This is a genomic window from Arthrobacter sp. 3Tela_A (assembly GCF_049311025.1).
Classification (GTDB): Bacteria; Actinomycetota; Actinomycetes; order Actinomycetales; family Micrococcaceae; genus Arthrobacter_B.
This window is the reverse complement of the sequence record NZ_JAXIOM010000001.1, coordinates 19,962-43,642: the sequence shown is the minus strand read 5'-3', so window position 1 is coordinate 43,642 and position 23,681 is coordinate 19,962. Positions and strand designations below refer to the sequence as shown.

Annotated in this window: 16 protein-coding genes; 5 read left to right on the top strand and 11 right to left on the bottom strand. The window is 66.2% G+C overall.

Annotated elements, in window-relative coordinates; genetic code table 11:
- Positions 1-54: 54 nt before the first annotated feature.
- Positions 55-2,784 (bottom strand): GNAT family N-acetyltransferase, encoded by a 2,730-nt coding sequence (locus TVC13_RS00175; RefSeq protein WP_422399232.1) that lies wholly within the window; start codon positions 2,782-2,784, stop codon positions 55-57.
- A 97-nt stretch (positions 2,785-2,881) separates the two neighbouring features.
- Here TVC13_RS00175 and TVC13_RS00170 point away from each other — a divergent pair, with 97 nt between their 5' ends.
- Positions 2,882-5,374 (top strand): DNA gyrase/topoisomerase IV subunit A, encoded by a 2,493-nt coding sequence (locus TVC13_RS00170; RefSeq protein ID WP_422399231.1) that lies wholly within the window; start codon positions 2,882-2,884, stop codon positions 5,372-5,374.
- A 100-nt stretch (positions 5,375-5,474) separates the two neighbouring features.
- On the opposite strand, the gene TVC13_RS00165 is transcribed toward TVC13_RS00170, so the two are convergent.
- Genes TVC13_RS00165 through TVC13_RS00155 form a run of 3 tightly spaced genes read right to left on the bottom strand, consistent with a single transcriptional unit; the run spans position 5,475 to position 8,326 of the window.
- Positions 5,475-7,712 (bottom strand): heavy metal translocating P-type ATPase, encoded by a 2,238-nt coding sequence (locus TVC13_RS00165; protein ID WP_422399230.1) that lies wholly within the window; start codon positions 7,710-7,712, stop codon positions 5,475-5,477.
- Positions 7,713-7,722: 10 nt separating this feature from the next.
- Complete coding sequence (locus TVC13_RS00160; protein WP_422399229.1) at positions 7,723-7,935, bottom strand: heavy-metal-associated domain-containing protein; 213 nt, start codon at positions 7,933-7,935, stop codon at positions 7,723-7,725.
- Between the two features lie 58 nt (positions 7,936-7,993).
- Positions 7,994-8,326 (bottom strand): metal-sensitive transcriptional regulator, encoded by a 333-nt coding sequence (locus TVC13_RS00155; protein WP_422399228.1) that lies wholly within the window; start codon positions 8,324-8,326, stop codon positions 7,994-7,996.
- A gap of 133 nt (positions 8,327-8,459) precedes the next feature.
- Between TVC13_RS00155 and TVC13_RS00150 the strand changes: the two genes are divergently transcribed.
- Positions 8,460-9,128: a metal-dependent transcriptional regulator gene (locus TVC13_RS00150; RefSeq protein ID WP_422399227.1), complete on the top strand. Its 669-nt coding sequence runs from the start codon at positions 8,460-8,462 to the stop codon at positions 9,126-9,128.
- On the opposite strand, the gene TVC13_RS00145 is transcribed toward TVC13_RS00150, so the two are convergent.
- Genes TVC13_RS00145 through TVC13_RS00130 form a run of 4 tightly spaced genes read right to left on the bottom strand, consistent with a single transcriptional unit; the run spans position 9,125 to position 16,148 of the window.
- Positions 9,125-10,129 carry a GNAT family N-acetyltransferase gene (locus tag TVC13_RS00145; RefSeq protein WP_422399226.1) on the bottom strand — a complete coding sequence of 335 codons (1,005 nt, stop codon included), beginning with the start codon at positions 10,127-10,129 and terminating at the stop codon, positions 9,125-9,127. The genes TVC13_RS00150 and TVC13_RS00145 overlap by 4 nt on opposite strands.
- Before the next feature lie 5 nt (positions 10,130-10,134).
- The gene (gene cydD, locus TVC13_RS00140) at positions 10,135-13,488 is read right to left on the bottom strand and encodes a thiol reductant ABC exporter subunit CydD (RefSeq protein WP_422399225.1); all 3,354 of its coding nucleotides are present in this window, start codon (positions 13,486-13,488) and stop codon (positions 10,135-10,137) included.
- On the bottom strand, positions 13,485-14,501 hold the full coding sequence (gene cydB / locus TVC13_RS00135; RefSeq protein ID WP_422399224.1) for a cytochrome d ubiquinol oxidase subunit II: 1,017 nt from the start codon (positions 14,499-14,501) through the stop codon (positions 13,485-13,487). The genes cydD and cydB overlap by 4 nt, the downstream gene beginning before the upstream one ends.
- Positions 14,502-14,516: 15 nt before the next feature.
- A complete protein-coding gene (locus TVC13_RS00130) occupies positions 14,517-16,148 on the bottom strand; it encodes a cytochrome ubiquinol oxidase subunit I (RefSeq protein ID WP_422399223.1) in 1,632 nt (543 codons plus the stop codon).
- 222 nt (positions 16,149-16,370) lie between these two features.
- Here TVC13_RS00130 and TVC13_RS00125 point away from each other — a divergent pair, with 222 nt between their 5' ends.
- Together TVC13_RS00125 and TVC13_RS00120 are read left to right on the top strand one after the other, a co-directional pair.
- On the top strand, positions 16,371-16,742 hold the full coding sequence (locus TVC13_RS00125; RefSeq protein ID WP_422399222.1) for a BlaI/MecI/CopY family transcriptional regulator: 372 nt from the start codon (positions 16,371-16,373) through the stop codon (positions 16,740-16,742).
- Positions 16,743-16,762: 20 nt separating this feature from the next.
- Entirely contained in the window at positions 16,763-17,743 is a 981-nt protein-coding gene (locus tag TVC13_RS00120; protein ID WP_422399221.1) for a M56 family metallopeptidase, read from the top strand.
- Between the two features lie 44 nt (positions 17,744-17,787).
- On the opposite strand, the gene TVC13_RS00115 is transcribed toward TVC13_RS00120, so the two are convergent.
- Entirely contained in the window at positions 17,788-19,914 is a 2,127-nt protein-coding gene (locus tag TVC13_RS00115; protein WP_422399220.1) for a DNA gyrase/topoisomerase IV subunit B, read from the bottom strand.
- A 302-nt stretch (positions 19,915-20,216) separates the two neighbouring features.
- Between TVC13_RS00115 and TVC13_RS00110 the strand changes: the two genes are divergently transcribed.
- Positions 20,217-20,438: a DUF7455 domain-containing protein gene (locus tag TVC13_RS00110; RefSeq protein WP_422399219.1), complete on the top strand. Its 222-nt coding sequence runs from the start codon at positions 20,217-20,219 to the stop codon at positions 20,436-20,438.
- Positions 20,439-20,602: 164 nt separating this feature from the next.
- Here TVC13_RS00110 and TVC13_RS00105 read toward each other — a convergent pair whose 3' ends face one another.
- Together TVC13_RS00105 and TVC13_RS00100 are read right to left on the bottom strand one after the other, a co-directional pair.
- Positions 20,603-21,859 (bottom strand): RNA polymerase sigma factor, encoded by a 1,257-nt coding sequence (locus TVC13_RS00105; RefSeq protein ID WP_422399218.1) that lies wholly within the window; start codon positions 21,857-21,859, stop codon positions 20,603-20,605.
- Positions 21,860-22,141: 282 nt separating this feature from the next.
- Complete coding sequence (locus TVC13_RS00100) at positions 22,142-23,575, bottom strand: DUF4192 domain-containing protein (RefSeq protein WP_422399217.1); 1,434 nt, start codon at positions 23,573-23,575, stop codon at positions 22,142-22,144.
- Between the last annotated feature and the right edge of the window lie 106 nt (positions 23,576-23,681).

Genomic DNA, 23,681 nt, shown 5'->3' with positions numbered 1-23,681 from the left:
CCTAAAAAGGCGCGCTGAGTGTGCATAAGTGAGGCAGCCCGGAGGCGCTGAGTGCTAGTCGCGCAGGGCGCGGCGGGCGCTGTCGGTGCGCTGCTGCGGGTTGCCCAGCCGGACGTCCGCGCTCAGGACGGTAACGCCCTGGACCGAGACCAGCACCGGGTTGATTTCCAGCAGCGCGATTTCCGGATGCTCGTCCTTCAGCAGCGCCACCCGGGCAATCAGGTCCTCAAGGGCGGCGACGTCCACTTTGGGCAGGCCCTGGTAGCCGAACAGCCTGCGCGAAGTACGCGGTGCCCTCACCAGGTCCGCAATATCGACGCTGGTCAGCGGGGGAATGCCGTGTGCCCAGTCATCGAGCAGGTTCACTGCGTCACCGGCGATGCCAAAGGACAGCACCGGCCCCAGCAGCGGATCCTCAATGGCCCGCAGCACGCAGCCCTGGCCGGAGGGCGCCATGGACTGCACCTCGAGTTCAAAGCGGCCGTAGGGTTCGAGCGCGGTCCGCATCTCGGAAATGTTGCTGCGCAGGGACTGCTCGGAGGAAATGTTCAGCCGCACTCCGCCCAGGTCCAGACGGTGCCGCAGATGTTCGTCCATTGTCTTGAGCACCACGGGCCAGCCCAGCTCATTGGCCGCCTGTACAGCCTCATCCTCGGTGCGGAAGGGCAGGGAGGGAAGAACGCTGATCCCGTAGAAGCCGAGCAGACGGGCCGTTTCGGCAGGTCCCAGCCGGAGCAGTTCGGTATTGGCCACCCGGGCCATCTGTTCGTCGATGTAGGCCTGGGCACCTTCGGTGTCCACGCCGGCGGGTTCGGTGAAGTGGCCGTGTTCCCGGCCGGCCCATTCGGTGTACCGGACCAGGGCGGCCAGCGCGGTGACGGCTGCGCCCGGGCTCGCGAAGCAGGGCAGCCCGGCTGGAAGTTCCGTGCCGGCGGTGCTTTCCCCGCCGTCCGCCTCCGCCGGCGGAGCCGGCTCCCGGCTCGCCAGCACCCCCTCGCTGAGCTGGCTTGGATCCATGATGCCGGTAAAGACAGCCACCACGGGCTTCCCGGCTTCAAGGGCGCAGTCGAGCAGCGTCTCGGCGATCGCGTCGTTGTTCACTCCCGGGGCCGGAAGCAGGGTTACCACGGCGGAGTGCACTGCCTCGTCGGCAAGTGCCTTCGCCACCGCCTCGCGCAAGGCCGGCAGGGCCACGCTCTGGCCGCGGTCCAGGTCAAGGTCAGTGCGCAGGTGCACCGCGTCCAGGTCCAGCGGAACAGCTGCGTCCGCCAGGACCCGCCCCAGGGCAGCAGAGTTGCTCAGGACCGCCAGTCCCCTGCCGCGCGGCAGCGGCTGGCTGCAGGCGATCTGGGCAACGTCCATCAGCGCCTCATTGGTGGGCACCCGGATGACGCCGGACTGGCGCAGCATGGCGTCGAGGGCTCCCTGCGGCGCCTGGGTAAGGCGGACGGAGTGCCCCGGCGGGAGCTGCAGGCCGGTGACGTCTGACTTGGCCACGATCACGGGCTTGCCGGTGGCCAGGCGGCGGGCAATACGGGAGAACTTACGCGGGTTGCCCACTGACTCCAGGTACAGGCCCACCACCTTGGTGTCGGCGTCGTCCTCCCAGTACTGCATAACGTCGTTGCCTGAGACGTCCGCACGGTTGCCGGCGGAAATGGTGGAGGACAGCCCCAGCCGGCGGCGCTGTGCAGCGGCGTAGAGCAGGACGCCGATCGCGGCGGACTGGCTGAACAGGCCCAGTCCCCCGCGGCGCGGCAGGGCTGGAGCCATTGAGGCGTTGAGGGATACTTCGGGGCGCGTGTTGATCAGGCCCAGGGACGCCGGTCCCAGCACGCGCATGCCGTTGGCCCGGGCGTAGCGCACCAGGCGGCGCTGGCGCACCAGCCCTGCCTCGCCGTCGTCGAACCCTGCACTGACCACCAGCAGGTGCTTCACGCCGGCCGCGGCGCATTCCTCGGCTACACACTGCACCTGGTCGTACGGGACGGCGATGACGGCCAGGGAGACCGGTTCCGGAATCTCGGAGATCTTGCCGTAGGACACCATCCCCGCCAGTTCGAAAGCCTCCGGGTTCACGGCGTAGACGCTGCCGGTGAAGCCGCCCTCGACGATGTGTTCCATCAGCTGGTAGCCGATGCTGCCCCACTCCCGGCTCGCACCGATCACGGCAATGGACGACGGCGCCAGCAGGTCGGCGACGCTGCGCGCCTCGGCTCGGTGCTCACGGGATTCCATCACGGCGCGGGACTTCTCCGTGGGGTCAATGTCGAAGTCCAGGGCAATCACGCCGTCGTCGAACGCCCTGCGCACCTCATAGCCGGCGTCGGCAAACACGCTGAGCATCTTCCGGTTCTCCGGCAGCACTTCGGCGCTGAAGCGGCGGATCCCGTTCTCCCGCGCGGCGGCGGCCAGGTGCTCAAGCAGAATAGAGCCGATCCCCCGGCCCTGGTGCTCGTCGGAAATGTTGAAGGCAACCTCGGCCTCCGTTGGGTCATCCAGGCGGTCGTAGCGGCCGATGCCCACGATCTCAGAGCCGAGTGTGATAACAAACGCAACCCGGTCATGGTAGTCCACGTTGGTAAAACGCTTCAGCTCGCGGCCGCTCAGTTTAGCCTTGTAAGTGAAGAAACGCAGATAGATGGAGCTTTGGGACTGCCGCATGTGGAATGCCTGCAACGCCTCGGCATCGGCCGGGGAAACCGGCCGCAGATGGCCGGTCCGACCGTCCCGCAAAACGACATCAGCTTCCCAATATTCGGGGTATTGTCCCTGCTCCGCCATAGACTCAGACTAGTGGGCATTTTTTAGAACCCGCCACCGAACCGCCACAAGGCACGGAAACCAACCCTCACCACAACCTCAAGGACGCAAGAACTACATGGCCCGGCGCTCCGCCTCCGCACCCCCTCCCGGCGAACCCATCGCTGAGAACATCATCGACATTGACGTCACCACCGAGATGGAGGGGTCCTTCCTCGAGTACGCCTACTCGGTGATCTACTCGCGTGCCCTCCCGGACGCACGGGACGGTCTCAAGCCGGTGCAGCGCCGCATCCTCTACATGATGGCGGAGATGGGACTTCGCCCGGACCGCGGGCACGTCAAGAGTGCACGCGTCGTGGGTGAAGTCATGGGCAAGCTGCACCCGCACGGGGACTCTGCCATTTACGACGCCATGGTGCGCATGGCCCAGGACTGGGCGCTGCGCCTGCCGCTGATCGACGGCCACGGCAACTTCGGCTCGCTCGACGACGGCCCCGCGGCATCGCGCTACACCGAAGCACGGCTGGCCGCGGCGGCACTGACCCTGACGGACCACCTCGACGAAGACGTCGTGGACTTTATTCCGAACTACGACAACCAGCTCATGCAGCCCGAAGTGCTGCCGGCCGCGTTCCCCAACTTACTGGTCAACGGCGCCTCCGGCATCGCCGTCGGTATGGCCACCAACATGGCCCCGCACAACCTCGGCGAGGTTATCGCGGCAACCCAGCACCTGATCCGGCATCCCGAGGCGTCCCTGGATGACCTGATGCGCTTTGTTCCGGGACCGGACCTGCCCTCCGGCGGACGGATTGTGGGCCTGGACGGGATCCGTGACGCATACGCCACCGGGCGCGGCTCCTTCAAGACCCGCGCCAAGGTGGAGGTGGAGCAGCTCACCGCCCGCCGGACCGGGCTGGTGGTCACCGAACTGCCGTACATGGTGGGTCCGGAAAAGGTGATCGAGAAGATCAAGGACGCGGTCACCTCAAAGAAACTCCAGGGCATTTCCGACGTCGTTGACCTCACGGACCGGCAGCACGGGCTCAGGCTGGTCATTGAACTGAAAAACGGGTTCAATCCCAAGGCCGTGCTGGCACAGCTCTACCGCTACACCCCGATGGAAGATTCCTTCGGCATCAACAACGTGTCCCTGGTTGACGGCCAGCCGCGCACCCTCGGCCTGGTGGAGCTGCTGCAGGTCTATGCCTCCCACCGGCTGGGAGTTGTCCGCCGCCGCACCGCCTACCGTCTGGGCCGCAAGAAGGACCGCCTGCATCTGGTGGAGGGCCTGCTGGTCGCGATCGTCGATATCGACGAGGTTATCCAGGTCATCCGCACCTCAGAGGAGACGGCGGAGGCGCGTACCCGTCTGATGTCCATCTACGACCTCACCGAGATCCAGGCCAACCACATCCTGGAGCTGCGCCTGCGCCAGCTCACCAAGTACTCGCGGCTGGAACTCGAAAAGGAACAGGAAGAACTGCGCGCTGCCATCGAGGAGCTGCAGGCCATCCTGGATTCCGAGGAACGCCTGCGCGAGCTCGTGTGCGACGAACTCGGCGAAATCGCCGCCAAGTACGCCACCCCGCGCCGGACCGTGCTGCTGGAGTCCGAGGCCGTGGCGCCGCTGGCCTCCGAAGCCGTTGCGGTAAAGGCGGGCAAGGGGGCCAAGGCCGTGCTTCCGCTGCAGATTCCCGATGACCCCTGCTGGGTGATCCTCTCGGCCTCCGGCCAGCTGGCACGCACCTCCAACCAGGAGCCCCTGATCGAAGGCGGACAGCGGACCCGTCACGACGTTTTCCGCAGCGTCGTGGCCACCACCGCACGCGGGGAAATCGGAGCAGTCACATCCTCCGGCCGGATGATCCGCGTCCAGGTGATGGACATGCCGGCGCTTCCTCCGACCAACGGCCTGCCGAACCTTGCCGGCGGCGTACCGGCCAAGGACTTTATGACCCTGGCCAAGGGCGAGAAGCTGGTCGGTATGGTCCCGCTGAATGCCGTCCTGGCGCTCGGCACCCGCAACGGCGTCGTGAAGCGCGTCAATCCGGACTACCCGCTGAACCGGGACGACTGGGAAGCGATCACGCTCAAGCCGCGCGATGAAGTTATTGGTGCCGCCGTGGCCGCGAACGACGACGACGAACTGGTCTTTGCGACCAGGGGCGCCCAGCTGCTTCGTTTCCCTGCCTCCGCAGTCCGCCCGCAGGGCCGGACCGCCGGCGGTGTAGCCGGCATGAAACTCGGCGAAGGTGATGAAGTAATCTTCTTCGGCGTGGTCGCCGCCGGCGATCCGGACGCCGTCGTCGTCACCGTCGCCTCCGGCACGGAGACGATTCCGGGAACCCCCGGCGGTTCCGTGAAGGTGACCGATTTCGCCGAGTATCCGGCCAAGGGACGCGCCACTGCCGGCGTGCGGGCGCACCGTTTCCTGAAGGGCGAGGACGCCCTGGTGGCTGCGTGGGCCGGGCACGGCCCGGCCAAGGCCGCAGCAGCGAACGGCGTGGCCCGGGCGCTGCCCACTGAGCACGGCCGCCGGGACGGATCCGGGGTTCCCTTGGCCAGCCCGGTGGAACACATCGGTCCCAGCCTGACTGCTCCCTAGAACCACCGCCAAAACCGCCCCGGGGCCGGGGGGGGGTTTGCCGGGGCCGGCCCCGGGCCCGTTTTTCTATCCGCTGCTTCGGGCTGCCGTTTGCGGCCTCCTATTTACCGAAGCTGCGCAGCCGAAGCGAGTTCGCAACCACCAGCACGGAACTGGCGGCCATGGCCGCGCCGGCAATCATGGGGTTCAGCAGTCCAAAGGCGGCCACCGGGATCCCCACCGCATTGTAGAAGAACGCCCAGAACAGGTTGACCTTGATGGTCCGCAGCGTGCGGCGGGAGAGTTCGATCGCCGTCGCTACCTGTTCCAGCGAGCTGCCCATCACAGTAAGGTCTGCCGCGGCCATTGCCGCGTCCGTACCTGAGCCCATGGCGATGCCAAGATCCGCCTGCGCAAGTGCAGCGGCGTCGTTCACGCCGTCCCCGGCCATGGCCACCGTGGCGCCCTCCGCCTGGAACCGGCGCACCGCCTCGACTTTGCCTTCCGGGCGGACGTCGGCCAGTACGTCCTCGGGTGCTATCCCGACTTCCCGGGCAACAGCGGCGGCTACGACGGCGTTGTCGCCGGTCAGCAGGACCGGGCGCAGGCCGAGGGCAACCAGCCGGGCCACTGCCTCGCGGGAACCGTCCTTGATGGTGTCCTGCAGGCTGATGACCCCCGCGGCAACTCCGTCCACGGCCACGACGACGGCGGTGGCACCTGTTTCCTGTTCCCGCGAAAGCATGCCGGCGGCGGCCTCATCCAGCACAATCCCGTTGTCTTCCAGCCACCCGGGCCGGCCGGCAACCACGCTGCGGCCCTGGACCGTGCCGCGTACACCGCCACCGGGAGAGGACTGGAAACCGCTGACTGTTACCAGGCCCGGCCCGGCTTCGGCTGCTGCGGCGATGGCACGAGCAATCGGGTGCTCACCGGCATTCTCCAGGGATCCGGCCAGGCGCAGCAGGGCGGACTCATCCTCCACTCCTGATTCCGGGAGCAGCACTGTCCGGGCCACCGAGAGCTTCCCGGAAGTGACGGTTCCGGTCTTGTCCAGCAGGATCGTGTTGACCGTGCGGGTGTCCTCCAGGACCTGCGGGCCCTTGATCAGGATGCCCAGCTGGGCTCCGCGGCCGGTTCCGGTGAGCAGGCCCACCGGGGTTGCCAGCCCGAGTGCACAGGGGCAGGCAATGACCAGCACGGCCACGGCGGCGACAAACGCGCTCTGCAGGTCGCCGGCGATCAGCAGCCAGAGGATAAATGTGACGACGGCGACCGCCAGGACCACCGGCACGAACACGGCGCTGATCCGGTCCGCCAGCCGAGCGATCGGCGCCTTGCCTGACTGCGCAGCACTAACCAGCGCGCCCATCTGGGCCAGGGTGGTTTCGCTGCCCACCCGGGTAGCCCGAACCAGCAGCCGACCGGAAGTGTTCACCGTGGCACCGGTGACCGGATCGCCGCTGCGGACCTCCACCGGCAGGGATTCACCGGTGATCAGGGCGGCGTCGATCGCCGACTCGCCGTCGACCACGATTCCGTCAGTGGCAACCTTTTCTCCCGGGCGCACCACAAACACGTCACCGGGAACCAGCTCACCGGCCGGGATCAGCACTTCGCGCCCGTTCCGGAGCACCACGGCGTCCTTGGCACCCAGGCTAAGCAGGGATGTCAGGGCGTCTGCCGCACTGGTTTTGGCCCGGGCTTCAAGGTAACGGCCCAGGAGCAGGAAAGTGGTGACTACGGCGGCGACTTCGAAGTAGAGGTGCGCGCCTTCACTCATGCCCGGATCGGCTGTCAGTCCGGGATCAGCGATCAGCTCCCCCAGGGAAAACAGGTACGCCGCGCTTACCCCAATGGAAACCAGAGTGTCCATGGTGGAGGCCAGGTGGCGGGCATTGACCGCTGCGGCCCGGTGGAAGGGCCAGGCAGACCAGAGGACCACGGGCAGCGAAAGTGCGGCGACGGCCCAGCCCCAGTTGGGGAATGCGAACGCGGGCACCATGGAGATCAGCAGGACCGGAACGGTGAGGATGGCGGCCGTGATCAGGCGTGGCCGCAGCTGGACCGCGGTGCCGCCATGCGCCAGATGGTCCTCGTGATCAGGGTGGTGCGCGGGTACAGCCACCTTTGCCGAGTATCCGGCCGCTTCGACGGTTGCCACGAGCTGATCATCAGTGACTCCGGCCGGCACCCGTACCGTAGCCGAATTCAGCGGCAGGTTGACGCTTGCCTGCACGCCTTCAATCTTGCCGAGCTTCCGCTCCACGCGGTTGACGCAGGAAGCACAGGTCATGCCCTGAATATCCAGCGACACCTCGCGCTCTGCGTGCAGGTGCTGCTGTTCACGGGTTGTCATGAGACTCCTTTCAGCCCACCACGGTGTAGCCCGCTTCTGCGACGGCTTCGCCGAGCAGTTCGGGTGCAATGGGTTCCGTGGACGTGACTACTGCAGTGGATACGCCGTCGGCCACCAGGTCAACGCGGACGTCCTTGACGCCCTCGAGGGCGCTGAGTTCCTCGGTGACAGACGCGACACAGTGTCCGCAGGTCATGCCGGAAATGCTGAGCTGGGTTTCCATAGCTGTTCCTCCTCCGCGGGGCGGTGCCCCCGCTGGTTCTTTTTGGTATCCGGACCGGTCAGCGAAGCAGCCGGCCAATGGCGGCTGTTGCTTCCTGGACCTTCACGTCCACGATTGACGGATCCCCTGCTTCCTCGGCCTCCCGGGCAGCAGAGACAACGCAGTGGGAGATGTGATCCTGGACCAGTCCCAGGCTGAGCGCGTGCAGTGCCTTGGTGACGGCAGAGACCTGGGTCAGCACATCAATGCAGTACTTGTCCTCATCCACCATCCGGGCAATCCCCCGGACCTGCCCCTCTATACGCTTCAACCGCCGCAGGTACGCTTCCTTATCGCTGGAATAGCCGCGCTCTTCATCCACAGCGACGACCTCAACCGCGTTCGTGTCCACGATCCGACCTCCAGATAATGTCTAACAACACTCCGAAGGTATACCCCTGGAGGGTATGGGTCAAGTACCCCATGGGGGTATCGGCAGAACCGTTCAGGCCAGGTTGCGTGCACGCTGGCGTAAGGTGGGACGCGTGGGAAAGAAAGAACTGACCAGCGCTGCGGAGGACTACCTCAAAGTCATCTGGACGGCACAGGAGTGGACGGACGCACCGGTGACCGTCTCTGCACTCTCGGCCCACCTGGGGTTCTCGGCGTCATCGGTTTCCGAGGCGGTGAAGAAGCTGGCGGCGCAGGGATTCCTGACCCACGCGCGTTACGGGTCCGTTGCCCTTACCCCGACAGGCGAGCAGGCGGCAGTCAACATGGTGCGGCGCCACCGGCTGATTGAGACGTTCCTGGTGGAGTACCTCGGGTATGGCTGGGACGAAGTGCATGACGAGGCGGAGAACCTTGAACACGCTGTCTCCGACAAGATGGTCGAAGCTCTTGCAGTGCGCCTGGGCCACCCGGTCCGCGATCCGCACGGGGATCCCATTCCGGCGCGGGACGGCAGTCTCCCCGCACTCGACGCCGCGCGCCTGAGCCACAGCGAACCGGGCACCCGGCTGCGCATCGCGCGCGTTTCGGACAACAGCCCTGAACTGCTCCGCTATCTGGGCGGCATGGGCCTGGGCCTGGACACCGAGGTCAGTATCCTGGAACGCCAGACCTACGCCGGCACCCTCACCCTGGAACGCTCCGGCGGACGGGTGGAACTCGGACTCCCCGCAGCCGAGGCAATCTGGGTTGTGCAGGCCTAGCTCGGTTCCGTGTCCAGCGGCAGGTCGTACACAACCTGGCGGCTGACCGGCCGGTAGCCCAGCTGTTCATAAATCCGCAGCGCCCCGGACGGGTTCTCGGTATCCACGCCCAGGCCGGCGTTCTCCATGCCGGAGGCAGCGAACCGCCGCATCGCTTCTGCCAGCATCGCGGGGGCGATTCCCTTGCCGCGCCAGGGGCGCAGGACGCCGAGCAGCTCGGTGTAACCCTCCGAATAGCCGAAGATTGCCGGTGATTCCGGGTCGTAACTGGCCAGCTGGTAGGCGGCAATGTCCCCGGAGGACTTCTCGGTGACCACAAAGCTCCAGTCTGGCCGGAACTGCGGATGGCCCACGGTGAACCGCCAGTTCTCCCGGTCCCGGGGTTCGCTCCCCCAGTGATCCAGGAACGCCTCGTTGTGGGCAAGGCGCAGCCGCTCGGAAATATCCTCGGAGAACGTTCGGAACTCCATGCCATCCGGAAGCTCCGCGGCCGGCAGCACGCCGTCGAGCGGGCGGGTCATTTCGGTGAAGTACCGGACTACGCGCGCATCCGTCGATTCAAGCAGCGCCAGGTGGGACGGATTGTCTGACTCCGCATAGCTGCGCAGCACCGGGTCTTCGCCCTGCCGTTCCTGTACCCGGGCACGGGCGCGGGCGGCCTGCCATTGGTAGACCGCCGTGCCGATCCCCCGCCGGCGCCACGCCGGGTCCACCCCGCCGAACCCGATAGCGCGTACTGAGTCCGGGTTCAGGTTCACCAGGCCGAACGCCCGCGGCACACCGCCGGAATCCACGCCAAGCAGCGAATCCAGCTCAGGATCGTTGCCCGGGCGCTCCAAAGCGTGCTCAAGATCTGCACGGTCTTCGGCCCATCCGGGCTTGTCCACTTCCACCATCCGGCGGATCAGGGCATGCCAGTCATCCAGGTCTTCAGGCGTGATGGGACGCCACGCAAGCTGCGTCTGCGGTCCGGGCAGGTGCACAGTGTCTGTTGAGGCCATGGCTCCTAGCGTAGGGCAAGGCTGCTTTTGACCGCACCCAGCTCAAGGGTGCTGCTGCACCACGCGGCGTCGGCCGGATTATGGGTCACCACAACCACGGTCTTGCCGGCCAGACCGGAGGCGAGGTCCGCCATCAGCTGGCGCCCGGCCGCAGGGTCCAGGTGTGCCGTAGGCTCATCCAGCAGCACAATTCCCGCTTCCGTCAGCAGGGCACGTGCCACCGCGAGACGCTGGCGCTGCCCGCCGGAGAGCCGGTGGCCGCCGTTGCCGATCCGGGTGTCAATCCCGTCCTCGAGCTCTGCGATAAGTCCGCCGAGTCCCACGGCCTCCAGGGCAGCCAGCATTTCCGCCTCACCGGGGGCGTTGGCGCGGTCACGGGCGATCAGCAGGTTGCCGCGAAGCGAGGAGTCGAACAGATGCGCCTCCTGCGGGCACCAGGCCATGCCGCGTGCTTCCCGGCTGAACTCCGAGGCCGGGCGTCCGCCGATGCGGAACGTACCGGCCTGGGGCTGCAGGAACCCCAGCAGCACACCCAGCAGGGTGGACTTGCCGCTGCCGGACGGACCGGTGACGGCAAGCCAGTCCCCCGGCTCCAGGCTGAGATCGACGCCGTCGAGCACGTCGCGGGATCCGCCCGGGTAGCGGTAGCGGATGCCGGACAGTTCGATGCTGCCCGGGCGCGTAGCTGCCGCCGATGCAGCTGCAGGCTCGTCCGGCTGCGTGCCGGGATCGACCGAATCCGATCCGAGGTCCGGGAGCACCTTGTCCCCCAGCACCCGCCAGGCGGTGAACTGCTGGATAGAGCCGTTGACCGCCGCGAAGCACTCGAGCAGGGCCAGCTGCATCAGTACGATCACCGCGGCAACCGTGGCGGGAACACCCTGGGCCAGGCCCAGAATCCAGAGCGCTGATCCGGCGCAGGCCAGAGCGGTCAGCGCGTTGGCGAGCCCCTGCGCCCAGGCGGTGCGCCGCGCCGCTCCGGCTGCGGCGGCGTCCAGCAGCCGCTGCCGGGTCAGCACGGGAGTCGCGGATGTGTTGGCTTCCAGGTCGCGGGAAGCGGAGAGCAGCTTGGCCATGGACGCCATGGCCTTGGACTGCAGCGTCACGGTCCGGGCGCGGGCAGCGGCGTCGACCCAGAGCGCTACGGCCGGAGCGCCGATGAGACCCACCAGGCACAGTCCGATCTGGACCCAGATGGCCTCCGGAATCAGGATCCCGGTGGCAATGCAGGCAGCGACTGCCGTGACAAAGGCCGTCAGCGGCGCAAAAACCACGCGGGGCGCAATGTCGCGCAGTTCGTCGACATCGCCCACCAGGCGTTCCAGGGCTCCGCCGCCGCGGGCCAGCCGGCGCCAGCCTTCGGGTCGGTTCAGCAGACCGTTCCACAGCCGGATGCGGATTGAGTTGGTGGCGCGGAAGACGGCGTCGTGCAGGTGCAGGCGTTCACGGTAACGCAGCACAGCACGGCCGATGCCGAAGAACCGCACACCCACAATCGCGGTAAGCAGGTACAGGATCGGGGGCTGCTCGGAGGCGCGGACAATCAGCCAGCCGGAGAGCGCGCTGAGAGCGACGGCGAAGATGGTCGCGCCGGTGCCGTAGGCCAGTGCCTTCAGGAACTGGGGGCTCCAGGGGCGTAGGACCAGCAGGTTCTTCCACAGCGGCTGGTGCACATAACCGGCCTGCGCCGTGGAGCCGCTGAACTGGTTTTCCGCGGGAGCAGGTGCGTCGGCAGGCAGTGGGTCCAGCTCCGGTTCCGGACCGGGAACTTCGGCTCCTACCGGAATGCGCATACCGGCAATTGCCGCCGTCCGGCGGTCGTGGGCGACCAGCAGGACGGTGCAGCCGGGGCTCAGGCGGGCCAGGGCGGAACGGACCGCAGCGGCGCTGGACTCATCCAGGTGGGCGGTGGGCTCGTCCGCGAGCAGGACCCCGACGCCGGGAACGTTCCGGACGCGGGCGATGGCCCGTGCCACGGCTACGCGGCGCTGTTCGCCGGGGCTGAGGTCTGCAGTGTGTGCATCGAGCAGATGCAGGGAGCTGATCTCGGCCAGCGCCTGCTCGGCGGCGGTGCGCTGGGCGCCGGGGTCCGCGAGTCCGGAGTAAAGGCCGATTTCCGCGGCTACGGTTTCCTCTACCAGCACCGGGTGCTGCGGGATCCAGGCCACCCGGGTCCGGTCCACGCCGGAGGCTTCACCGCTGATCCGGACTCCGGCACCGTTGCGGCGCAGGCCTGCCAGCACCTCAAGGACGGTGGTCTTGCCGCAGCCGCTGGGTCCGCTAAGCGCGGCAATGGCTCCGGCGGGAACGGTGAAGGAGAGATCTTCGAGAACGGGGTCGGGACGTCCGTCGTACTGAACGGTCAGGCCGCGCACTCCCACACTGCCGTCGTCGTCCGTCTGTGCAGACTGTGCGAGCGGACGGGCAGCGGGTGCGTCGAGCACGGCATTGGTCCGCTTCAGGGCTTCCAGCCCGTCTTCGCTGGAGTGGTGGGCAGTACCCAGGTCACGCAGCGGCTGGTAGCACTCGGGGGCCAGGATCAGTGCCAGGAGGCCCATTTCCAGCGACATGTCCCCGTGCACCAGGCGCACACCAATGAAGACAGCCACCACCGCCACGGAGATCGTGGCGATCAGTTCAAGGGCCAGCGAGGACATAAAGGCCACGCGCAGGGTTTCCAGGGTGGTGACGCGGTAGCGGTCAGCGACGTCGCGCAGGGCACGGGTCTGGGCACGGGCACGGCCCAGGCCCACCAGGACCGGCAGGCCCTTGGCCAGTTCAAGCATGTTGTCCGAGAGCCGGTTGAGGGCCTCGATGGCCTTCGCCGTCTTGTCTCCGGTGTGCAGGCCGATCAGGATCATGAACACCGGCACCAGCGGAACGGTCAGGACAATCACGACGGCGCTGACCCAGTCGGCGGTGAGAATGCGGACGCCGACCAGCAGCGGCAGCACCGCACAGGTCACCAGCGCCGGCAGGTACTTGGCGTAGTAGTTGTCCAGGCCGTCCAGACCGCGGGTCAGCAGGACGCTGAGTGCGCCCGGCCCCATGCCGGGAACGCTGCCGCCGTCGGCCAGGACCCTGTGCGTGAGCTGGCCGCGCAGTTCGTCCTTGACCCCGGCGGCCGCGCGCTGCGCCACGGTTTCCTGGGCCCAGATGGCCAGGGACCGAAGCACCGCTCCGCTGATGCCTGTCGCTGCGACGTATCCCCAGTCCGGGCTGCCGGCGGCCAGACCGGCAATTCCTGCGGCAACACCGGTTGCCAGCAGCACCAAACCCAGGGCTTTGACCGCGGCCACGAGTCCCAGCAGATACAGCGCCCGGCGGCTGGTGGCGCTGACCGGAAGGACCGGCTTCACTGGACCTTCACCTTGTGCACGGCGGGGATGGACTCAGCCGTGACGCGCTTGCGGAAAACCCAGTAGGTCCAGCCCTGGTAGAGCAGCACGATGGGCAGGCCGAACACGGAAACCCAGGTCATGACCTTCAGCGTGTAGGGGCTGGAGGACGCGTTCTCGATGGTCAGGTTCCAGGCTGCGTCGAGCGAGGACGGAAGGACCACCGGGTACATGGCCGCGAAAATTGAAACGGCACCAAAGAGAAGGAACGCGCCCAGGAATGCGAAGGACAGCGCTTCCTTGCCCTTGAAGGCCATCAGCCAGGCAACCACCAGGGCAACCACGGCAACGGCCAGCGGGATCAGGGACATCAGCTCGCCGCTGGTGAACTGCACACCAATGGCCCAGGCAGCCAGCGGGAGCACACCCACAGGCAGCCAGCGCACGACGGCGCGGCGGGCCCGGGCGCGAATCTCGCCGTCGGTCTTCAGCATCAGGAAGGCGCAGGCGTGGACCAAGGCAAAGCCGACGACCGCCAGGCCGCCCAGGACTGCCCACGGGGTGAGCCAGGCGAAGGCTCCGCCCACCCGGTCGCCGTTCTCGTTCAGCGGCAGTCCGGTGGAGGTCAGGGCGAGAGCCGCACCTACACCGAAGGCGCTGATGAAGGAGCCCAGTGCCATGGCCCAGTCCCAGCGGTTGCGCCAGCGGTCGGAGTCCCGCTTGCCGCGGTATTCGATTGAAACAGCGCGGAAGATCAGGCCAAGCAGCACCAGCGTCAGCGGCAGGTAGAGCGCGGAGAACAGCGCCGCGTACCAGAACGGGAAGGCTGCGAAGGTCATGGCGCCTGCGGTGATGAGCCAGACTTCGTTGCCGTCCCAGACAGGACCGATGGTGTTGAGCAGTACGCGCCGCTCCTTTTCATTACGGGCGAAGAGCTTCATGAGCATGCCCACGCCCAGGTCGAACCCTTCCAGGAACAGGTATCCAACCCACAGGAAGGCAATAACAATGAACCAGAATGTTGGAAGCGTCATGTTCTTCCCTTCCTGCTAGTAGGCGAAATCCAGGACGTCGTCGGACTTGCGTCCGCCGGGCTTGCCGCCACCATCGGTGCCGTCGGTGCCGTCCGGCCCGTCAGTGCCGCCGGAGCCGTCACCGTCGTGTCCGTTCCCGGGAAGCAGCTCGGGCATGGCGGACGGAACGCCGCCGCGGACATATTTGGCCAGCAGCGCAACTTCAACCACCAGCAGCGCAAGGTAGATCACCGTGAAGGAGATGACGGAGAAGAGCAGTTCCGCCTTGCTTACCCCCGGGGACACTGCCGCTGCCGTGAACATAAAGACGTTGTCTATGCCGGTGAAGCTCGGGTTGGGCACCACAACGAAGGGCTGACGGCCCATTTCGGTGAAAATCCAGCCGGCACTGTTGGCGCCGAACGGGGCGAGGATGCCGAACACAGCCAGGCGCATAAGGCCCTTGGACTGCGGCACGGTGCCCTTGCGGGTAACCCACAGCGCCACCGCGGCAGCCAGTGCCGCAACACCGCCGAAACCGATCATGATGCGGAAGCCCCAGTAGGTCACGGACATAACCGGCAGGTAGTCGATCTCCTGTCCGGCCTGCTCGCCGTACATCGGGTCATCAGGCAGGTGGGTTCCGTAGTTCTCCTGGTACTCCGGGATCAGGGTGTTCACACCGTCAACCGGGGTGTTGAAGTCGCCGTTGGCCAGGAAGGACAGGACGCCGGGAACCTCGATCAGCGTCTTGACGTCCTCGCAGTTCTGGGCGCCGACGTCGCCCACGGACAGAACGGAGAAGGCCGTTCCGTTGTGGCAGGCAGCTTCCGCGGCAGCCATCTTCATCGGCTGCTGCTCGAACATCAGCTTGCCCTGCAGGTCACCGGTAATCGCGGTGCCGGCGAACGCCACAACCGCAACGGCAGCACCGATACGGAGCGCCTTGAGCCAGACCGCGTGGTCGGTTTTGTCCCGGCCGATCGCGGCGTCTTCGCCCACGATGACGCGGCCGTTCTCATCCACCGTGTCGATGCCGTCGCGGCGCCGCTTCCACAGGTGGTACCAGGAAATACCCAGCAGAAAGCCGCCGGCAACGGCGAAGGCACCGGTGATCGTGTGGGGGAAGGCCACCAGCAGGGTGTTGTTAGTGAGCACGGCCCAGATATCCGTCATGACAGCGCGGCCGTCCACAAGCTCAACGCCCACGGGATGCTGCATCCAGGAGTTCGCGGCGAGGATGAAGTAGGCCGAGAGCGCCGAGGCTCCGGTCGCCAGCCAGATGGTGGCCAGGTGGAGTTTCTTGGGGAGCCGGTTCCAGCCGAAGATCCAGAGGCCCAGGAACACGGACTCAGTAAAGAAGGCGAGCAGCGATTCAAGTGCCAGCGGGGCGCCGAAGACGTCGCCGACAAACCGGCTGTACTCGCTCCAGGCCATCCCAAACTGGAATTCCTGGACCAGGCCGGTAGCCACGCCCATGATGAAGTTGATCAGGAACAGCTTGCCCCAGAACTTGGTCAGGCGCAGGTACTCTTCCTTGCCCGTGCGGACCCAGGCGGTCTGCAGGGCGGCCACAACCAGGCCCAGTCCGATGGTCAGCGGAACCATCAGGAAGTGATACACCGTCGTTATGCCGAATTGCCAGCGGGCAATGTCCAATGCTTCCACGTGCAGGTCCTTAGTTATGTCATGTTCTACAAGCGGTAGAAATCCTTCTTCTACGAATCGTAGAACACCTTGCTGACATCTTTCTACGTGATGTAGAGAACATCCGTAAAAGTCGGTATTGTTAAGCTCCTCGACGTGCCCCGCCAGGGCGTACGCGGCAAGGATAACCAGCCCGGGGCGACCTCCCGGGCCAGGGACCGGAGACAAAGGAAGATGCGGACTATGGCGACTCTTGGAGAGCTCGAGCGTGCGATGATGGACCTCCTGTGGGAGTCCTCCGAGGCGTTAACCGCCAATGAACTCCGCGAACGCCTGGCGAAGAATGACGCCGGCCGTGCCGAGGCCAGGGGCCTGGCCGTCACCACCGTCCTCACCGTGCTTTCCCGCCTGGAGAAGAAGGCCCTCGTGGCCCGCGAACGCGACATCCGCCCCCACCGCTACCGTGCCGTGACCACACGCGCCGAACACACGGCCGAGCTGATGCATGAGGTCCTTGGTTCGGCGAATGACCGCGAGGCCGTCCTGGCCCGCTTCGTCGGTTCCGTCTCGGCAACCGAAGCGCAAACCCTGCGCAGGCTGCTCGACGGCGCCTAGACCGCCGGTCCGCGCCCCGCATGTTCTGGGCCTCGTATTTCCTCGCTGCTCTTGCAGTAATCCTCGCCTGGCCGGTTCCGGTTGTGCTGTCGCGTGCCAAGTGGCCGGCGCGCTCCCCCTTCACCGCGATGGTGCTGTGGCAGTCAATCGCCCTGGCCGGCGGACTGTCCATGATCGGAGCCATGCTGACCTGGGGCCTGGAGCCGATTGGCGACAGCCTGGCCCAGGGGCTCAGTGCGCTTTGGGACATCCTCCTCCAGCGCCGCTCCGTCGAAGCACTGGGCCTGGTCCATGTCTTTGCCATTAGCGCGGCCGTGCTGCTCAGCGTGCACCTGGTCTTCACCCTGCTGCTGACTTACTACCGCATCGTCTCCGGCAGGCGCCGCCACCGCGACATGCTGAACCTCCTCAGTTCCCCCTCGCTGAATACACCGGCAACCCTTGTTATCCCCCACCCCTCCCCCGTGGCCTACTGCCTTCCGGGCGGGGCGCACTCGGTCACCGTCCTCTCGGACGGACTGATGGACATCCTCTCCGAGGAAGAGCTTTCGGGTGTGCTCACCCATGAGAAGGCACACCTGAGCCAGCACCACCATCTGCTGCTCTGGGCCTTCGCGGCCTGGCGGGCGGCCCTCCCGTGGCTGCCCACCTCGCAGCTGGCCCAGCGGTCGGTGAACGAACTGATCGAGATGCTTGCCGATGACGAGGCACTCAAGAAGGTGGGCCGGCCAACGCTGATCCGCGCCGTCGCCATCGTTGGCTCCGCCTCAGCTGCGGGAGCCGGTGCTGATACCGTCGCCAGCCTGCCGGGCTCCTCGGGCCCTGCGGTCGCCGGCGGCAGCGTGGACGACGAAACCGGCATGGCAGCACGGCTCAGCCGGCTGCTCACACCCCAGCCTCCGCTGCCCCGCTGGGTGAACATCCTCATCCAGGCCGCGGCGGTACTCCTGCTTGCTGTTCCCACCGTGCTGCTGTTTGCCCCTGGACTGATTCACGGCTGACCTGCCCGGTACAGTCCAGGCAGACCGTCCGGGCGGAAGCGCGGCTAGGCGTCGATGCGGTCGCGGTCCAGCATGGCGGCACCGGCGATGATGAACTCCTTGCGCGGCGCGACGTCGCTGCCCATCAGCAGCTCAAAGGTGGCCTCGTCGACATGGCGCTCAGCTTCCTCGGCTTCGCTGAGCCGGATCCGGCGCAGGGTGCGGTGGCGGGGGTCCATGGTGGTTTCAGCCAGCTGGTCGGCGTCCATCTCGCCCAGGCCCTTGTAGCGCTGGATCGGTTCCTTGTAGCGCTTGCCTTCCTTCTCCAGCTTGGCAAGGAGCTGATGCAGCTCCTTCTCGCTGTACGTATAGACCATCTCGTTGGCCTTGGAACCGTGGTTGATGACTTCCACCCGGTGCAGCGGCGGCACGGCCGCGTAGACGCGGCCGGCCTCGACCAGCGGGCGCATGTAGCGGAAGAACAGCGTCAGGAGCAGGGTACGGATGTGGGCGCCGTCGACGTCGGCGTCGGTCATGAAGATCACCTTGCCGTAACGTGCCGCCTCCAGCTGGAAGCTCCGGCCAGAACCGGCACCCACCACCTGGATCAGGGCCGCGCACTCGGCATTGGAGAGCATGTCCGAGACGGAGGCTTTCTGCACGTTGAGGATCTTGCCCCGGATGGGCAGCAGGGCCTGGAAATCGGAGGAACGTGCCAGCTTGGCTGTTCCCAGGGCGGAGTCACCCTCCACAATGAACAGTTCCGAGCGCTCATTGTCGTCGATGCGGCAGTCCGCCAGCTTCACGGGCATGGACGAGGTTTCCAGGGCATTCTTGCGCCGCTGGGTTTCCTTGTGGACACGGGCGGAGATACGGGACTTCATCTCCGAAACCACTTTTTCAAGCAGCAGGGCGGTCTGTGCCTTGTCACCGCGTGCCGGGGAGTTCAGCCTGGCCGTGATTTCCTTTTCGACGACCTTGGACACAATGGACCGGACCGCGGACGTACCCAGGATCTCCTTGGTCTGGCCTTCAAACTGCGGCTCGGCCAGCCGGACGGTAAGCACGGCAGTGAGCCCGGCGAAGACGTCGTCCTTCTCGATCTTGTCATTGCCGGCCTTCAGCTTGCGGGCGTTGGCTTCAATGACCTTGCGGAAGGTTTTCAGCAGCGCCTGCTCGAAGCCCGCCTGGTGCGTGCCGCCCTTGGGGGTGGCAATGATGTTCACAAAGCTGCGGATGCTGGTTTCATAGCCAATCCCCCAGCGCAGGGCGATGTCGACTTCGCATTCGCGCTCGACCTCCGTGATCTTGCTGTGCCCGCGTTCATCCAGGACGGGAACGGATTCCTTGAACTTGCCGGCGCCGTGCAGCCGCCAGATATCCGTGACGGCCGCGTCTGCGGCGAGGAATTCAACGAACTCAGAGATGCCGCCGTCGTGATGGAAAACTTCCTCCACCGGGCCGTCTTCGCCCGGGGTCCCGGGCAGGCGGCGTTCGTCCCGGAGGGTGATCCGCAGTCCGGGCACCAGGAAGGAAGTCTGGCGGGCGCGGGCTTCGAGTTCGGCATACGAGAATTTGGCGTCCGGAGTGAATATCTGCCGGTCGGCCCAGTAGCGGATGCGCGTGCCCGTCACCCCGCGCTTGGCTTTGCCAACCACTTCGAGCTTGCTGCTTTCCAGGAACGGAGTGAACTTTGCATCAGGAGACGGCTTGGAGCCCGTGTCGGCAAAAACACCGGGCTCGCCGCGACGGAAGGTCATCTGGTAGGTCTTCCCGGCCCTGTCCACCTGGACGTCCAGGCGGGAGGAGAGCGCGTTGACCACGGATGCGCCGACGCCGTGCAGGCCGCCGGAGGCAGCGTAGGAACCGCCGCCGAACTTGCCGCCCGCGTGGAGCTTAGTGAAGACAACCTCCACGCCGGAGAGGCCGGTCTTGGGTTCGATGTCCACGGGGATGCCGCGGCCGTCGTCGTGGATTTCAACGGAGTTGTCCGCGTGCAGGATGATCCGGATGCTCTGCCCGTAGCCGGCCAGCGCCTCGTCAACGGAGTTATCGATGATTTCCCAGAGGCAGTGCATCAGGCCGCGGGAATCGGTGGACCCGATGTACATGCCGGGACGCTTCCGGACAGCCTCAAGGCCCTCGAGGACGGAAAGGTGCCGGGCGTTGTACTCAGTATCCAGGGGGACCACGTTTGCTGAACTCCTACGGCCGGTTGGGCGGCCATGTTTTGCGTCGGGAAGCCTTGCGGCTGGGCAGCCGGCGGAAACCGGCCTTCTATAAGGTTAATGCCCCGCGGTGACAGTGCGCGGCAGCGACTCAGCTGCTCGCCCCTGCAGGCTCGTCTCCGCGGCGATACTGTGAACGCCGCCGCCCCGGCACCTTCCTGTGCTGCTACTCATTGGTACGCGCAGAGCGAAAGACGCACTGAAATGGAAAGGACTGCCCGGCAAAGGTGGTTATATGAAGTATCAACACCCTTAAGGAGGCACTCATGACAGCAGCAGTTGCTACACGTCAACTAAACACGCTGGACCGCTGTGACCGCTGCGGCGCTCAGGCTTACGTGCGCGCGGTACTGGAATCCTCCGGTGGGGAACTGCTCTTCTGCGCTCATCACGCCCGGGCAGTGGAGGCCAACCTTCGGCCCCTGACCTCTGAGTGGCAGGACGAAAGTGCTCGCCTGCACCAGAAGGCCGCTGCAACGGAAGACTGATTCCGTACAGCAGTCCAAGACTTGGCGAGGGCCTCTCCGGCATGGAGGGGCCCTCGTTCTGTCTTCGGTTACGGTGACCCAAAAACCAGCCGGGTCAAACCAAAAAGCAGTGCCCCCGCGTTTACCACGGGGGCACTGCTTTAACTGCTTGGGGAATCGGAGTCCTAGTCCAGGTAATCCCGCAGGACCTGGGACCGGGACGGGTGGCGCAGCTTGGACATCGTCTTGGACTCGATCTGGCGGATCCGTTCACGGGTCACGCCGTAAACCTTGCCGATTTCGTCCAGGGTCTTGGGCTGGCCGTCGGTGAGGCCGAAACGCATGGCCACGACGCCGGCTTCACGCTCGGAGAGCGTGTCCAGGACGGAGTGCAGCTGTTCCTGCAGCAGGGTGAAGCTCACGGCGTCTGCCGGGACAACCGCTTCGGAGTCCTCGATAAGGTCGCCGAACTCGGAGTCGCCGTCTTCACCAAGCGGGGTGTGCAGGGAGATGGGCTCGCGGCCGTACTTCTGGACCTCGACGACCTTCTCGGGCGTCATGTCCAGTTCAAGTGCCAGCTCTTCAGGAGCGGGCTCGCGTCCCAGGTCCTGGAGCATCTGGCGCTGGACACGGGCCAGCTTGTTGATGACTTCAACCATGTGCACCGGGATGCGGATGGTGCGGGCCTGGTCAGCCATGGCGCGGGTAATCGCCTGGCGGATCCACCAGGTGGCGTAGGTCGAGAACTTGAAGCCCTTGGTGTAGTCGAATTTCTCGACCGCACGGATCAGGCCCAGGTTGCCTTCCTGGATGAGGTCAAGGAAGAGCATGCCGCGGCCGGTGTAGCGCTTGGCCAGCGACACAACGAGCCTCAGGTTAGCTTCCAGCAGGTGGTTCTTGGCGCGCTTGCCGTCGTGGATGATCTGCTGAAGGTCCCGCTTGAGCTTGGGATCCATGTCCGGATCAGCGGCGATCTTCTCTTCGGCGTAGAGGCCTGCCTCGATGCGCAGTGCCAGGTCCACTTCCTGCTCAGCGTTCAGCAGGGCGACCTTGCCGATCTGCTTCAGGTAGTCCTTGACCGGGTCAGCTGTTGCGCCGGCGGAAACAACCTGCTGGGCAGGTGCGTCGTCGTCGTCAGCGTCCGAGTAAACGAATCCGGAACCGGTGGGGGCTGCCTCGGGAGCATCCGCTTCGACTACTTCGACGTCCACGTCCGTGGGCTCGGCGTCGGCGTCATCAGCATGGATGTCGGCGTCCTCAGCGGGCTCGGCTGCCTTCTTGGCGGTGGTCTTAGCCGCGGAGGCCTTTGCCGTGGTCTTCCGGGTGGAAGGCTTGCGGGCAGTTTTGGCGGCCGTTTTGGTGCCTGCGGCAGCAGCCGCCTCAGCAACCTCGGCAGTCACAGTGTCAGTCTCTTTGACAGCAGTTGTCTTTCTCGCGGACACAGAAAACCTTTCAATACGGCGGGCTGCGGCGCCACCATGGGGGCAACACCACTATGACCCTGTCAAGTCCGTGCCATAACCAGTGGTCTGTACGCGGCGGCTTTCCTAAGAAAACACACCGCGTCCTGCTCCTATTCCCCTCAAGGGAGTGTGGAACGAACACTAGGTACACGAACCCAACCGGGTCTCGGTTCCCATTGTCGCATGCTTTCGGGCACGGCCACCACCGGACACGGCGGTTCGCGCTGCCTGGTCCCGCCGTCCGGCCCCGCCTGCCTGGGGTCACACCGCACCTTCACCCCGCCAGGCAGTTGACGGTGACTGCGCCCACTGCGGAAGTTCACCCCGGCGCAGCAACTCCCTCAGCAAAGCCGCCAGGCGATAGCCGGGAACTTCGCGCAGTGCTCCCGAGAGGCAGATTTCGGCTCTGGAGCTTCGTCCCCGCGCCCACTCGATCCATCCCAGCAGAGTCAGCAGTGCAGCGGCTGGCTCTCCTGCGGCCCGCTGCACCAGGGCGGTGAAGGCCTCATACGCCCGGTCCATGCGTTCCCAGTCCGGTGCGGTGCGGCTCCGGCCGATCAGGATGGCCCGAAAGAGCCGTCCAGCGTCAGCCGGTGCGGAGAGTTCACCGGGTGCGCCCGGTTCACCGGATCCTGCAGGGTTACCGGATCCAGCAGGGTCACCGGGTTCAATGGAGTGCGCCGGATCCGGCAGCAGCCACTGCCGCGCTCCTTCCACCGCAGCTGCCAGACCGGTGGCCGCGAGAACCAGGATGGTGTCCCTCACGGGCTTAGATTCCAGACTGGCCAGCAGCAGAGCGTCCTCCTGGATCCCGTCGGGCGCCCGAGCGGGCTCTTCCCCGCCGGCCGCCGCCAGGCCAGCCCGGTCCCCTGCTTTGCTGTCTCCGGCCGAGAGCTGCCCGGGAAGGACGGTGGAGCGGATCCGTTGTTCCCACGCGGCCAGCACGCCGTCGAAAACCTCCGAACTGCCCCATCTCCCTCCCATGCTGCGCCGGACTTCATCCACCTGCGCGTCCAGCGCATCGGTCCGGAACCGGCCCGCGGCCCGCAGCGACTCAGGCAGCGACGCCGCGTAAGCACTGCCGCGGTAAACCAGTTCCGCGTTGAGCCTGCTTTCAGCGATGTTGCCGATCGGATACCCGGGCCAGGGACAGCAGGCGCTGTCCCCGCAGAAGTAGTCGCGCCAGGTGCGGGTTCCTGCCAGCCAGGCATCCCGGAGCCGGAGGCCGTTGTCCTCCAAGCCGTCGGCCAGGAGTTCCATCAGGGCACTGTAAGGCGGAGGGGAACCTTCCTCCCAGGGCAGATCTGTGTACATCACGGCGAGCACGCCGTCAGCGGTCTCGTCGCCGGAGAGCAGGGAGGTAATCCGGGAGGTGTAGTCCGTGAGCAGCCCCAGGTTGTTCGGTTCCGGGATCTCGCCGGAACAGTGGGGCCCGGGAAGGTCCAGCCGGAGCGTGGCCCCGAGCCGGGACCCGCGCAGAGCCAGCAGCACCAGCGACTCACGGGGCTGGAAACCCAGACAGTGGGGCACAAACGCGAGGATGTCCTGCGGGGTGCCAACCCTCAGCACGTCGGTGCTGTCAGGGTCGGCAGAACCTCGCCCGGAGGCACCGCCGGTTGAGCTGCCTGCTGGAAATGGTCGGAGTGGTGCGGGGCGGCCGCCGGCCGGATGTCCCGCTTTCTGGGGTTCGCTCATGCCGCAAGACTGCCCGTCTCTGTCCGGTCCCCGCCCCGGCAGGAATCTCCCTGCGGACAACGCTTCCAGTGGACGTGCGCTCGCCCCGGGTGTGGAGGGACAGAGA